The organism is Rhodohalobacter sp. 8-1 (assembly GCF_038150125.1).
In the GTDB taxonomy this organism is placed as follows: Bacteria; Bacteroidota; Rhodothermia; order Balneolales; family Balneolaceae; genus SW132.
The window spans coordinates 18,117-32,738 of the sequence record NZ_JBBVMF010000027.1 but is presented as its reverse complement, the minus strand read 5'-3'; the positions used below and the strand labels follow the sequence as shown (position 1 = coordinate 32,738).

Below are 14,622 nucleotides of genomic sequence, written 5' to 3'. Positions count from 1 at the left end.
GAATAAAACACGTTGCTATTTCAGATTCTTTGCCCCGGGCATCCCTCTCGATCGAGCCTTTGTCGTTGAAGGCGAAGCGAAAGACCTGCAAAAGCATTGAATCAAATTTTGGAAATTATTGAATATGTTCTGCGCGATTATCACATTTTTAGCCATCAATCCACAAATTTTCAGGTAGATCCTATAAACTGACTTTCAAGCTAAATTTCGGGTAAAATCCGGGTAGGGTTCTTCGGGTGATGTCATACCCACTCACATCTGATTCTTTAAAAACGGGCGACAGGCGGTGGTCAATCACATTTCTCCGATTCAAAATATTGATAAAATCAAGCCGCAACAGCAACTTCGCAGCTTCCAGTTCCGGGCGATAAAGTACAGACAGATCTGCCTGGCTAAAGTGAGAAAGGTTATCATCATCAGGTGAGCCGAAATCAAACTCATTCATTGATTCTTGCTCAAACACCTGTAAATAGCTGTAATATGAATCCCGGAAAGCCCACGTGCGTCCCCAAACCCCCTGCCATTTTCCAATCAGGGTTAGATCATTAAAAATATTCCAGACTGCGCGAAACTGACCGCGATGCGGGTCGTTCCATGGTGTGCTCACAGAACGAGAAAACTGTGTGTCCATATCTATTGTCGCATAGCTGTAATCGTAACCGGAAAGGAGTTTCAGTTTCGACTCAAAAAAGGTACGCTCGTAGCGAATACCAGCACCGTATGCTCTCATCTTAGTTGTTTCTGCAAAAACATCTACATCTGTCTCTCCTTCGCCTTCATTAAAGCCACGGTACGATGTGATGGAGGTCACGGGCTGCAATTTTAAATAACCCTCAATCCGCAGTGTACTTTTTTCTGATGGTTCCAAATACCATGATCCTGTCAGGTGATACGCCTTAGGTATGGGCAGGGTGCCGGCGTGAGACCAGATTGAAAATGATGGCACAACCGAAGTAGCTCCACTGTTAGAGACTCTGTATTCATTGATGAACTGCCGGTAAAGCCCTCCCGATATTTTACCTGACCAATACCCGATACCGGCTTCGGGACGGTCGACCTGCAGAGACATCCGGGGTTCTGCATAGACGCGACTTGTCTTGTCAAGGTGGGTAAACCGGCTGCCTGCATTGAGATGCCAATACCGGCCAAACCGGAAACTGCCTGATAAATATCCGCTGAGCATGGAGGAGGTCACATCAGATATTGGCGGCAGACTTCCCTCCTCTCCACTGTCGAGCGCATTGCTCACACGATCAAACTGAATGCCACCCAGCAACTCAACCGAAGGACTGAAACTGAAGCTGGCGTCAGATTTCACAATAAAGTGTTCAATTTCATTTCCTTTCACGTCTGATGGGAGCTCAACACGATCGAACTGAATACCGCCTGCATCTGAAGAAAAAGAAGTCTCACTGTTGGCTCTAAACTGCAACGGTATCCCAAACCCAAGTTCGCTGCTATGACTAAATAATGAGCGGGTGTAGCTGATTTGAGAGTCGATGCCCAGGCGGGGAGTCGGCAGGCTGTTCCAGCTTAGCTGTGCCATCCGGTTGTTCCAGGAATACGTTTCCGCTGCGTAGAGATAGGGTTCAATATCCTGACCGGGCAGTGAACGATTTAAAACCGCTGTTCCCAAACTGTTATCCGAATCATATACTGATAACTGAACCGTATTATATGTATTGGGTTTATAGCGAACAGCCGTATGAAAGTCATGGAATGAGAGGTCCGACTGGTGATTGTACGGTTCAAAGTACGCCGCGTTGTCTTCAATATCTGCCATGCTGTTTGTAATCAGCGGATCGATCACATCCCACTCGCGCAGCGTTTCTTCCAGCACAGGGTCACGATACACACTCCAGATGTTGGTTCGAAATGCGCTCATAACAGAAACAGATGACTGATTTTTAAGCGAGTACGACAAATCACCCCTGAGATTGATACTCACCGGATCAGCCTGGAACATCACTCCTTTTTGTCCTTTTGGCGGCAGGTGGTGCGACATATCAATAAGCCCCGCGATCTGGCTTCCCTGGCTGGCATCATATCCCGCACGCTGAACCTCAACAGAACCAATGGCGTACGGGCTGAATGAACTGAAAAGCCGGCCAATTGTATATGGACTGTACATTGGAACACCATCAAGCATTACGCGATGTTCGCTCTCCTGTCCGCCCTGCAGTGAAATATCGCTCATCGGCACTCCGCTTTTCACGCCGGGAATCATGGCCAGATCCTGAACCGGGCCCCTTGTCCATTCATATGAATCAAAACCAAAACTTCCTGACTCTCCGCGATCCCCAAAATTGTACAATTGCGGCCGGTGCGCTTCTACAATAACAGGAGCAACGTCCACCGGTTGCGGCCTCATCTCGATCGTTTCCTGTACGTGACGTCCCGGCGAAATAGTGATTTGTTTGGTGACTGCACTGTATCCAACATAACTGAAGATCAGGGTATGACTTCCACTCATCAAGCGGTTGATTGAAAACTGCCCCATCTGTCCCGTGCTTGTTCCGCCGGCGGCATCAGCAAACATAACGGTTGCGCCGGGAAGCGGCTCTCCCGTTTGGCTGTCTACTATGATTCCTGATAGGGTACCGAAGGCAGGAGCACTTTCCACCCGACGGATAATAACCACCGTGCCCGAAGACAGGATAATATAATCGAGGTTAAGATCGAATAAAATCAACCGCAACGCCTCGGTGACCTCACTGCTTTCTATACGTTTAAAGACTTGCTGTCCCCTCACCAGCTCAGGATCGTACACCAGATCGATACCCGAATCCCGGGCAATGGCATCTAGCACCTGCTCCAGGGACTCTCCCCGAAAATCGTAGCTGACTGTTTGTTCCTGTACAGTCTGAGCCCCTGCCGGTAAGGCTATCAAACCGATGAGAATAATTAATGATAAATAAAGAAAACGAGCCGATATTCTCACGTTAATACACTCTGTAACCGTTTGCTGTTTTTGAGTAATTCAGTCCGGCAACCGTACAGATATCATCCAGCAGAGATTGCGGGCCGCTCACCTTTCCATAATATCCGGTTAGCGTTTCATCAGCTACATCCCTGTTTTCGAGCTCAATGTGCAGATTAAACCTGCGCTCAACTTCATTGAATATCTGCTGAAGGGATTCATCATAAAAAATAAACTTACGCTCCCGCCAACCCGTAACGCGATCAAGCTCAGCCGCAGATGGATTTTCCGGCACTTCCAGCCCGGCTTGCCAGCGGCTTTCCATCTCTTCCTGAAGGATGACTGCGTTTCTGTCTTGTTGTTTGGGATAGAATTTCACCGTTCCCTCTTCAACCGCAACGTGTGTTTCATTCTGTGGATGATTGGGCCAGGATCTGATATTAAATTTGGTTCCAAGCACTTCGGTTACCGTTCCATTAGCCGTAATCCGAAATGGTGTATCGCTCGATTCCACATCGAAATAAGCTTCACCATTTAAAGAAATGTTCCGGTTTGTAATGCCAAACAGCCTGTTAAACTGTATTGAAGCCCCGCTGTTCAACTCAACAGTTGATCCATCAGACAACGTAACGACTGCCATCTCTCCAAGTGGTGCTTCTACCGATTGGGGGATCAATAGAAATGCGGTGCCAATGACGATTATCGCCACAGCAGCGGCAACATAACGCCCGTAGTTTTGAATATATCCTAATATGCGGGCTGGCCGGTCCCTGAAATCCAGGCGAATATGCAGATCCTCAAGGGCTTGTTCTGTTTCAGCCTGCGATATCAATTCCTCGGTTCTGCCAGCGACTTCACCGGCAATCCACAGCTCATTAATTTGGTCGCGTTCCTGTTCTTCAAATGATAATAGAACGTCGCGTGAGATGTTGTTTTGTGACGATTCAGATGTTTTATCAGACATAAAATTTAACCTTTGATCTCATTCTTATACTGCTCATAGCGATTTCTCAAGGTGCTCAAAGCCGCTACAATATGGTTGTTTACAGTCTTAGGTGATACGCTCATGACCTCGGCGATTTCATCGTGGTCTAATCCATCAAACCGGCTGAGTCGGAATGCTTCTTTTTGCCGATCAGGAAGCAATCCAATCCATAACTGCAGCTTTCTTTCAAGTTTTGAACTTTCATATTCTTGCTCTATTTCATCCGGCTGCTGGTTCATTTGCTGATCACTTGCGAGTTCATGATCTATATCCACTCCTGAATTATCTCTGATCGTGTTCAGGGCTTTATTCCGAACCATCATATACAGATAACTTTTCAACGATCGGGAAGCGTCGATACGGGTTCTTGTTTTCCAAAGTGTTATAAAACACTCCTGCACAATGTCTTTGGATGTTGTACTGTTTGACACATATCGCATCGCAAATCTCACTAAGATCGGGTAAAACGCACGGAACAGTTCATCAAATGCCCGTTGATCGGACCTGCTGATCTTTTCCGCCCATTCCGTAAGCTGTTGTTCTGTATGTTTCTTCATGAAGTGGTTCTGCATGTTATACACGTGTTCAGAAGAGACTACCTATACCGCGGTCCGAATTTATTGAATATTATTATTTTCAAACGCTCTTTATTTGATTGGGAAATTCAACAGATACTAATTTTTACGATTATTTATTTGAAGCAATTCTGTGTAACCCGTTGATGGTTATATTGATAACCCGGAAGCGGCTCATCGTTTGTTAAATCTCAAAAAGGGAACACTAGTGTTTGAAGCTACGTTGATGTACTGATTCTGACATACTCTATAGCAGAATCCTTAACCCTAATTTAATTAATTGAATTATGAATACATTTAAGATTGCCATCATGGCATTCGCCGCAGTCGTGTTGATTGCCATGGCACCCATTGCAAATCAAAATAGTGAACAGGATCACAACCACCACAATATTGTTGAGGTTGCTTCCGACACTGATAATCTTTCCACACTTGTCGCAGCTGTTCAGGCAGCCGGACTTGTAGAGACGTTATCAGGTGACGGTCCCTTTACGGTATTTGCACCAACTAATGAAGCGTTTGATGCGCTCCCCGACGGCACTCTCGAAAGCCTTCTGGAACCTGCAAACCGCGACATGCTGGTAAAAATTCTAACCTACCATGTTGTGTCAGGTGAAGTGATGGCGGGCGACCTCAGCGATGGAATGATGGCTGAAACAGTACAAGGAAGTAACATTTCAATTTCAATTGCTAACGGAACAGTGTCGATTAACGATGCAACCGTTATTGCAGCTGACGTTGATGCGTCGAATGGCGTAGTTCATGTCATTGATTCGGTTATCATGCCACCCGAAGAGGAATCCTCAAGCTACTAAGAGTAGTTTTAAATATTCTTAACACATAAAGCTGCGTCTTACGGCGCAGCTTTTTTTATGTCAAAAATTTCCCATCTCTAAATTCAGAACGCTTCCAGCTTGCTGTTCCCTACGACATTTTTTGTTATAAACTAATTATGAGAAATACACGAAAGCATTCGACCGATCGGTATCGGTCCTCATACGCTGAAGAACATACTCTGCATGGCCCTGTGCCACGTAACCCTGCTGATAACTAACACGAAGTGTATGCAGAACTCCATCAAACTTACTACAGCGAGAGAGCATCGTCAGGTCTGATTATCTCTGAGTGATCACCGGTGTCGGCTTACGCACGCGGCTATATTTACACGGCCGGATTATATAACAACAAGCAAGTTGAGGGTTGGAAAAAAATTCTTGATAGTTTTCAGGAAAATGGTGGGTTGATGCAGGCCAGCTATAGTCATCCCCTGCTCATCCGACCCAAAGAGTCACGTAATTATACCACTTATGGTTAAAGCAAAAAAGCCGTGCCCCCAAAGAGGCACGGCTTTTTTAAATCAATCCCAATTGTTTCTTAGTTACGAGGGATCCAAAATATTTTCGATGCGACGATCCACATCATTCAGGTGAATTCTTGTTGCACGGTCGCCTGTTCGAGCTGCTGCCCGTTGTGCATCTTCCTGCAGGTTTTCAAGCTGCTCACGAACCATCGGCCGAATATCGGACTGACTTACGTTTACCTGAGTCCACCCGATACGTTCACGGAATCGAGCAGGAACAGATGGCACTTCTTCGGTCATTAGTTCTTCAAGACGTTCAATATAAGCGCGCTGAAGATTACGACGATAAACACTGATAGCAGATGCATCAGACAATTCTGACCAAACAGAGGCCCGCACATCATCCATAAATTCATAAGGTGAGTATGAAATATCAGAGCGGATATCGTATTCGATCAGTCGGGCAAGTCGCTGCGGATCAAGAATATTATTGAGAACTCTCGCCTGAACGCTGCGGAACGTATCCACAAAATCAGCCTGGTTAACACGGCCAAGGATATCTTCATTGTATGCCCAGGTTGGCGGTGTGAAAGCGTGAGTGCTCAGGAAACTCATTGCGCGTCGCTGCTCTTCTACCGGAACAGGACTATACACGGCACCTTCCTGCTCAAAAGTTTTATGGGTTTCGTAAACACCGGCAATATTTGCGGCCACATGGCCCATGTAACGGCCCCACTGGCCGATAACATTGTTATAGATCTCCTGCAGATCGCTAAAATTTTCGCCGTCTTCTTCAACCCAGTCGATCAGGTTATCGGTAATTACCTGGAGGTTGGCAAGGCCGTACTCACTTGCGCGCATAGCGTCATTGCCCAGATCTTCGTTCTGAGACCGGGGATCAATCTTGGCGGATGTTTGACGTCCATAGAAATAACGAGGGTCATCGGCGCGTTCAAGAATCCATTCATTCAGCGTTTCCTGCTGCTCCTCAACAGACATATCGCCAAACCAGGTATAACCCCATTTCACAGACCATTTATCGTATTCGCCAACTCGTGGGTGGAAGTTGGTAACGCCATCGCCCGGCTGGGCAATGTAGTTGAAACGTGCATAATCCATGATAGAAGGTGCCGTTCCGTGCGTATCGGTAAAGGTAGGTGAACGAAGTGAATCTACCGGCGTAGCATGGCTTGAACCGAAGTTGTGAGGAAGTCCCAGCGTGTGGCCTACTTCATGAGCAGAAACAAAGCGGATGAGTTCACCCATCACCTCATCAGGCATGTCAATGGCCCGTGCTTCCGGATTAGCAGCTGCTGTTTGTACGAAATACCAGTTGCGAAGCAGGTTGGCTACGTTATGAAACCACCCGATGCTTGAGGTAATAATCTGTCCCGAGCGCGGATCGTGAACGTGTGGTCCGTATGCATTTTGAGTTGGAGACGCGAAATACCGAATCATGGAATTTCGAATGTCCTCCGGGCTGAAATCCGGATCTTCCTCAGGTGTTGGCTCCATTTTACCCATAATTGCATTTTTGAAACCGGCCGCTTCAAACGCAACCTGCCAGTCGTCCACGCCCTGAATCAAATACTCACGGTATCGCTCTGGAGTTGCCCGGTCGATGTAAAACACGATCGGCTCTTCGGGTTCTACCAGCTCACCCCGCATATATGCTTCTTTATCTTTTGGCACCAGGTTCCAGCGCGTGATATCCCGATCGAGCGCAGCGCGGTGAACATCTTTGCCATAATCGCGTTTGGTAACGCTGAAATAGCCCACACGCTGATCATACTCGCGTGACTGAACCGGCTCTTTGCTCATCAGAATCATACTGTGATTAATTTCCAGGGAAATGGTTCCGGTTGAGGTGTTTGATGGCGGGCTGGTGGCCTCATACGTCAGTAAGTTGCGTGCTTCAATATTCTCAGGGAAGCTTTTTAAGTGTTCGATAAACGTTCTGCTCGCGTCAAGCCGGCGGACACCGTATTCACGGCGATCATTTTGGTCAAGACCAAGAGCGGGAACATCTGTTTCAAAAAGATCCGTCACTTCAATAACCGTTCCGGTTGAGTCTTCATTAAGCGCTTCAATCTGAAATGCCATGATGATCGGTTCGAAATTTGAATTCTGGACGGCTTCATAAATTGGAAGCGTATCACTTGCGGTGTTTTCGTAGGAGACCCACCTCAGTAAAATATCATCTGCACGGCGCTCCCAGCGAAGCACCTGGTTGCCAAGGCGCTCACCGCCATAGCCCATGCCGTCTGCAGTTTTTGCAATTCTGGACACCATGAGCATCTCGCGGCCTAACAGGGAGTCGGGTATTTCGTAATAGAATGTTCCATCATCCTCATAAACGGTGAAAAGACCGTCGTCTTTTTGGAAGGAATCTTTGATGACGTCGCTAAATACTTTTATTTCATCATCAGAAGAACCTCCTCTTGATGGTGTTGACCGTTCTGTTGGTGTATCATCTTGCGAGGCGCCGAATATACCGCATCCGGCAAGAAGAAACAGCGACAAAAGACCTGTACTAATTTTTATCGTTAAGCTATTTGGGTTCATAAATAAACATATTGGATTAAATTTAAGGGCATAAAGTCGTCTTAAACACTTTCTCTATCAAGTAAAAAACGCAGGATATTGTAAAATGATCTTAACGATTCCATAAATCCGGGTTTGACTTAGATAACCTGAACGGTACCGCGATATTCTTTATTACTATAATAGGCATCACCATACTGTATTTAAGATTATGTACCTTGTTGCGGTACATCTAATTCCAAAGATTCTTCAATGAAATCAAATAATATTGAATTTACCGGGGCACTTGGTGATAATCTGTCTGCCCGGCTGGACAGAGCTGAGGGCGACGAAATTGGTTTTGCTCTGTTTGCCCACTGTTTTACATGTTCAAAAAACCTAAAGGCTGTAGGACATATTACCAAATCGCTGGCTGACAGAGGTATCTCTACCCTCAGGTTCGATTTTACGGGACTGGGCCAAAGTGACGGCGAATTTGCCAACACGAACTTTAGCTCCAATGTTCAGGATCTGGTTGCTGCGGCCGACTACATGGAAACTAACCTTGAAGCCCCCGCCCTGCTTGTCGGCCATTCGCTGGGTGGTGCTGCTGTTCTGCACGCAGCCCATAATCTCGATTCCGTAAAAGCAGTGGCTACAATTGGTGCGCCATCAGACCCAACACATGTAAAAGAAAATTTTTCGCTAAAGCTGGATGAAATTGAAGAGACGGGAGAGGCAGACGTAACCCTCGCCGGGCGCTCATTCAGAATAAAGAAACAGTTCCTTGATGATCTCGAAGAGGCTGGTCGAAAGGATAAAATCAGCACGCTTAACCGCGCACTTTTAATTATGCACGCACCGCTTGATTCAACGGTAAACATTGATAATGCGGCCACACTTTATGCAAGAGCCAAACATCCAAAAAGTTTTGTATCGCTCTACCAGTCAGATCATTTGCTGACCGATCCTGTTTTCAGTAAATACGCAGGAAAGTTAATTGCCCAGTGGAGCGAAATCTATATTTAGTATTTAACTACAACAATAATTCAATCCATCTTAACCTATGCAATCTATCAAAACAAGCACTCTACTCTTTGCACTGTTACTGTTCGTATCATGCGCAGGTCAATCTGATATGGAACAGGAATCTGATATGACTTTATCAAATGACATGAATGATACCGGAGAGGAGATAACTGAGTTGGTTTCGGTTCTCCATCCAACACTAGGCAACGATGTGAATGGCGTTGTCCGCTTTTTTAAGGTGGATGAAGGAATTCGCGTCCTGGCTGAAGTTTATGACCTTGATGCGAATTCCACACACGGTTTTCATATTCATCAGTATGGCGACTGCAGTGAAGTTGACGGAACCAGCGCCGGCGGCCACTTTAATCCGCATGGCACTCGGCACGGCGGACCTGAATCAGACGAACGACATGTGGGCGACCTCGGAAATATTCAGGTGGATCAAAATGGATATGCCCAGTATGACAGAATTGATACTGTGATCTCTTTTGAAGGGGCCAACAACATCATCGGCCGCGGCATTATTATTCATGCTGGCGAAGATGATCTTGAAAGTCAGCCAACAGGTGCTGCCGGTGCTCGTCTTGCTTGCGGCGTTATTGGGGTAGCTAACCAATAAATAATAGCATTAAATACTTTTTTCTTAAATGAAAGCCTGTCGTATCATTTTAGTGACAGGCTTTTATTATTTCTAACTTCATGGATCATTTGCTTAGATGAAGAATTTCATACTCATTGCTGCTATACTTTTTCTACCGCAGCTTCTTTATTCCCAGGATTACTCAATTATTGACGGAACATGGGAAGGATCAATTATTTTGCAGGGCCAGCCGCTTCTGATTACTGTCACATTCAATACCATGGACGGAGCAACGGACGGATCCATCAATATTCCTCAGCAATCCGCGTTCAACCTACCGGTGCAAGTACCGGTTCTTACGCCTGACTCTCTTGAGTTCTCATTTGAAACCGGCACGGGTAAGGCGACATTCAGTGCCGGGCTTACAGGCCGGGAAGCTGATACTATCAATGGTATTTTTACACAGTCAGGGGTTGAGCTTCCTTTTCAAATGGAACGATCAACTGATGAAGATTCAACTGATACAGACTATTTCTCTGAGCAAGAGGTCGTAATAACCACAGATTCCCTTACCATAGCCGGCAGCCTTGTGGTCCCCGATACAATGCAAACCAAATCGCTGGTGATCTTTGTAAGCGGCAGTGGCTCTCAAACAAGGAACAGTTCTGTAGCCGGGTTTGAACTGTTCGAAGAAATGGCCGATCAACTGGCACTTCATGGCATTTCCACCTTCAGGTATGATGACCGCGGCACAGGAGAGTCCACCGGATCAAGTGACGCTACTTTAGATGAACTTGCTGATGATCTCGAATCTATTGCAGCCCATTTTTCAAACGGCCAAAGCGGCAATACTTTCGACAGCATCGTCTATCTCGGGCACAGCCAAGGCGGATTGATCAGCCTGCTGGCGGCGAAGGAGTTTACCCCTCATCGCGTTGTGCTCCTTGCAACGCCTACTCTGCCAGGCGATAAAATTATTACACAGCAGATACAAAATATATCGGAAGAGCAGGAAATCCCCGAAGAGGTAGTGACCAGAAATCTGGAGTTCCAGCAAAAAGTTTACGAAGCAGCCCGGACAGGAGAAGGCTGGGACGAGCTTGAAGCCGATATTGAGGAACGGCTGAGGGAGCAGCTCGATCAGCTGCCCGAATCACAGCGATCAACACTGGGAGATATGGATCAGTTTATCGACGCGCAGGTATCCCGGCAGCTTAACGGGGCTAAGAGCGATTGGTTTAAGTCATTCATAGAAACTGATCCCGCCCCGCTATTGAGATCCCTTGATGTTCCCACCCTTGCCATTTTTGGAGAAAATGATTCCCAGGTGATCCTGGAACCAAACCGCGATGCCCTGGAAGAGATAAACGGAAATGTTACAATTCATGTCATCCCCAACGCCAATCACCTGTTTCAGGTATCGGAATCAGGCATGCCGGGCGAGTATGGTATTCTCGACAAAGAGTTCGCTCCCGGACTGATTGATGAAATAGTAGAATTTTTGAAGAAGGTTGAATAAAATGGTTCTATTTGTAAAAGTCCCCCCTTTCCCGAAAGGATGCCCAAGGGGAATTGAGGGGGATGTCCATTAGAATTGGAGAAAATCGATTAAACACCCCTCTTGCCGAAGGCACTCCTTCGGAGAAATCTTCCCTTAATAGAGGCTGTGAGAAAATTCGATAACAAATTTCGACACAGTTAAACTTTTAAGGCCAAAAGGTTTATTTCGAAGCTCCCCTCCATGCCGAGTCCCGCCAGGGCGTGACAGGGAGGGGCGGAGGTGGGTCAAAAAGACTGGTCGCGATGAAAATGACAGAAACCTTGAGTTAATTAGGTACAATTTACTTTGAAGTCTATTTTCTCACAGCCTCTTAATAGGGGAGACTTCTTTTTCGATAATTGAATAATATTATCAGCTTTTACTCCGGTTTCCAGCTCTTCATCCGGTCGCGAATCACATTTTCCAGCTGATCGACGGACACCCGTTCCTGGGCCATATCATCGCGGTAACGGATTGTAACTGTATTATCTTCAAGCCCTTCAAAATCTACCGTCACGCAAAATGGTGTTCCGGCTTCATCCTGCCGGCGGTACCGTTTTCCGATGGATCCTGATTCGTCATACCGAACCATAAACTGGTCATTCAGATCTCCCTCGATTTTATGGGCAAGTTCCTGCAGTTCCGGCTTTTTCATCAGTGGAAAGATGCCCACTTTTGTCGGGGCAAGCTTCGGATGCATTTTTAAAACAGTCCGGGTATCGCCGTCAACTTCCTCTTCGCGGTAGGCATCACAAAGCACCATCAGCGACACACGGTCGAGGCCGACAGACGTTTCAATCACGTAGGGGATATAACGCTCCTGTTCCTGTTGATCGAAATACTCCATCTTTTTACCGGAGTACTCCTGATGGCGGCTAAGGTCGAAATCAGTTCGATTATGAATGCCTTCAACTTCCTGCCAGCCAATTGGGTAATGATATTGGATATCGGCAGCAGCAAGAGCGTAATGCGCCAGCTTATCATCCGGATGCGGTGCCACGCGTAAATTCTCTTCCCGGATGCCAATATCTTTATGCCACTGCAGCCGCTTGTCGAGCCACGCACTGTATTGCTCTTCGTCATCGCCGGGCTTCACAAAATATTGCATCTCCATCTGCTCAAACTCGCGCATTCTGAACACAAACTGACGGGCAACAACCTCATTTCTGAAAGCTTTTCCGATTTGAGCTATGCCAAATGGGACCTGAACACGCGCGGTATCCATCACATTTTTATAGTTCACAAAAATACCCTGAGCTGTTTCGGGGCGGAGATAAATGGCATCGTCATCTCCGGATGATGTAGCGCCGTAGTGAGTTTTAAACATCAGGTTAAATTGCCGAACGTCAGTCCAGTCGAACGCGCCGGATTCGGGAGCACGGATCTCTTCACTGATAATTATATCATGCAGATCCTCACATAATCCCTTACGCGAACCGGTTGTATCCAGCTGGCCCTGAAGCCTGTCGGCCTCTTCGTCTTTTCCTTTGTCGCGCAGTTTTAAGATATGCTGTTCTATCAGCATATCGGCTCTATATCGTTTCTTCGACTGCTTATCGTCAATCATAGGATCATTAAAGCCTTCTACGTGGCCACTTGCTTCCCATGTTTTAGGATGCATAAAGATGGCAGCATCAAGCCCGACCACATTATCATGTTTACGCGTCATGGCCGCCCACCAGTGATCCCGGATATTTTTCTTCAGCTCAGATCCGAGCGGCCCGTAATCATATACCGCGGCAAGCCCGCCATAAATTTCAGAGGATTGATAGATGTACCCGCGGGCTTTAGAAAGTGATACAATTTTGTCGAGATTATCGAGTCTGGATTCGGCCATCTTTACGTTCTTGTCAGATTTTTCATGATTAATCGAGTTGACAGCCGGTAAAGATAGGAAAAATCTGTCCTTTCATGAATCGATTGTCGGAATCATTTCTTATTTTTAAGGCTTTAAGAAATTTTCGCTCTGCTTTATTTGGAGAGAAACGATTTTTTCAAAATAACCATCACCCCTGAAACAGAAACCTTTTACAGATTACAATGCCTGAATACAACGTAGGAATTCTTGGTGCTACCGGCGCCGTTGGTCAGAAATTCATCCGTCTCCTTCAAAATCACCCCTGGTTTAAAATCGCGGCTCTTGGCGCATCAAGCCGCTCGGCAGGGAAATCCTATGCTGAGGCAGCCAACTGGATTGAGTCAGCCGAACTTCCGTCGAGTGTCGCTGATATCGTAGTAAAAGAGTGTACGGCCAAAAATTTCAGCGATGTGGATTTTGTCTTTTCAGGGCTCGACGCATCCGTTGCCGGCGACATTGAGCTGGCATTTGCCACGGCCGGGATCCCGGTTATAAGCAATGCCAAAAATTTCCGCACTGATCCAACCGTGCCGCTGCTGATTCCGGAGGTCAACCCCGACCACATTCAGCTCATCGACACACAAACATTTACTAAAGACCGAAGCGGCTGGATCGTGACGAACCCAAACTGCGTGGCCGTTCCTTTGACCACCTCGCTCAAACCGCTTCACGATCATTACGGAATCAAAAGTGTGATTTTGACATCCATGCAGGCCATTTCAGGTGCAGGATATCCCGGCGTACCGTCGCTCGACATCCTCGGAAATGTGATTCCACACATCGGCGGAGAAGAGTCAAAAATTCACGCCGAACCACTCAAGCTCCTCGGAACGCTGATCAACGGCAAACTCACTCATGCGTCTTTTCCGGTCCAGGCAACAGCAACGCGAGTCCCTGTCATCAATGGTCATATGCTGTCGGTTACGGTTGAACTTGAAAACAAGCCCGCATCAGAAGATGAGGTCATCGAGCGCTATAAAAACTGGGTCAGCCCGATCAAAGAACTTGATCTTCCCTCTGCGCCAGATTTCCCGATCTACTACCACAACAGCCCATTCTACCCACAGCCGCGGCTGCATGCAGATAGTGAACAGGGCATGCGTACAAGCGTTGGTAAGATGAGAAAGTCGAATGTTCTCGATCTGTCCTACATTGCGATGGCACACAACACTGTTCGCGGAGCCGCCGGTGGTGCCATTTTGAACGCAGAACTGCTCGTTAGAAAAGAGTATTTGTAGCGAATAATCTACAGTGCGTGTTTATCAAAAGTATGAGCTTTTTATTGAGTGTCCCCCTTCGAAGGGGGCAATGG

General features: G+C 46.7%; 10 protein-coding genes. 5 read left to right on the top strand and 5 right to left on the bottom strand.

The window, feature by feature from the left end:
• Positions 1 to 181: 181 nt before the first annotated feature.
• Genes AABW11_RS18335 through AABW11_RS18325 form a run of 3 tightly spaced genes read right to left on the bottom strand, consistent with a single transcriptional unit; the run spans position 182 to position 4,462 of the window.
• Positions 182 to 2,890: a TonB-dependent receptor gene (locus AABW11_RS18335; protein WP_340106788.1), complete on the bottom strand. Its 2,709-nt coding sequence runs from the start codon at positions 2,888 to 2,890 to the stop codon at positions 182 to 184.
• Positions 2,891 to 2,942: 52 nt separating this feature from the next.
• Complete coding sequence (locus tag AABW11_RS18330) at positions 2,943 to 3,884, bottom strand: FecR family protein (protein WP_340106786.1); 942 nt, start codon at positions 3,882 to 3,884, stop codon at positions 2,943 to 2,945.
• Between the two features lie 5 nt (positions 3,885 to 3,889).
• A complete protein-coding gene (locus AABW11_RS18325; protein WP_340106784.1) occupies positions 3,890 to 4,462 on the bottom strand; it encodes an RNA polymerase sigma-70 factor in 573 nt (190 codons plus the stop codon).
• Between the two features lie 359 nt (positions 4,463 to 4,821).
• On the opposite strand from AABW11_RS18325, the gene AABW11_RS18320 reads away from it, so the two are divergent.
• Complete coding sequence (locus tag AABW11_RS18320) at positions 4,822 to 5,295, top strand: fasciclin domain-containing protein (RefSeq protein ID WP_445263803.1); 474 nt, start codon at positions 4,822 to 4,824, stop codon at positions 5,293 to 5,295.
• A 563-nt stretch (positions 5,296 to 5,858) separates the two neighbouring features.
• Here AABW11_RS18320 and AABW11_RS18315 read toward each other — a convergent pair.
• Positions 5,859 to 8,345 (bottom strand): zinc-dependent metalloprotease, encoded by a 2,487-nt coding sequence (locus tag AABW11_RS18315; protein ID WP_340106779.1) that lies wholly within the window; start codon positions 8,343 to 8,345, stop codon positions 5,859 to 5,861.
• A gap of 231 nt (positions 8,346 to 8,576) precedes the next feature.
• Here AABW11_RS18315 and AABW11_RS18310 point away from each other — a divergent pair, with 231 nt between their 5' ends.
• From AABW11_RS18310 to AABW11_RS18300, 3 genes are all read left to right on the top strand, one after another.
• Positions 8,577 to 9,332, top strand: coding sequence for an alpha/beta hydrolase family protein (locus AABW11_RS18310; RefSeq protein WP_340106777.1), 756 nt, complete (start codon positions 8,577 to 8,579; stop codon positions 9,330 to 9,332).
• Between the two features lie 37 nt (positions 9,333 to 9,369).
• The gene (locus tag AABW11_RS18305; RefSeq protein ID WP_340106775.1) at positions 9,370 to 9,951 is read left to right on the top strand and encodes a superoxide dismutase family protein; all 582 of its coding nucleotides are present in this window, start codon (positions 9,370 to 9,372) and stop codon (positions 9,949 to 9,951) included.
• Between the two features lie 97 nt (positions 9,952 to 10,048).
• The gene (locus AABW11_RS18300; RefSeq protein ID WP_340106773.1) at positions 10,049 to 11,431 is read left to right on the top strand and encodes an alpha/beta hydrolase; all 1,383 of its coding nucleotides are present in this window, start codon (positions 10,049 to 10,051) and stop codon (positions 11,429 to 11,431) included.
• Between the two features lie 400 nt (positions 11,432 to 11,831).
• Here AABW11_RS18300 and AABW11_RS18295 read toward each other — a convergent pair whose 3' ends face one another.
• Positions 11,832 to 13,289, bottom strand: coding sequence for a glycine--tRNA ligase (locus AABW11_RS18295; RefSeq protein WP_340106771.1), 1,458 nt, complete (start codon positions 13,287 to 13,289; stop codon positions 11,832 to 11,834).
• 203 nt (positions 13,290 to 13,492) lie between these two features.
• Between AABW11_RS18295 and asd the strand changes: the two genes are divergently transcribed.
• Positions 13,493 to 14,548 carry an aspartate-semialdehyde dehydrogenase gene (gene asd, locus AABW11_RS18290; protein ID WP_340106769.1) on the top strand — a complete coding sequence of 352 codons (1,056 nt, stop codon included), beginning with the start codon at positions 13,493 to 13,495 and terminating at the stop codon, positions 14,546 to 14,548.
• Positions 14,549 to 14,622: the final 74 nt, after the last annotated feature.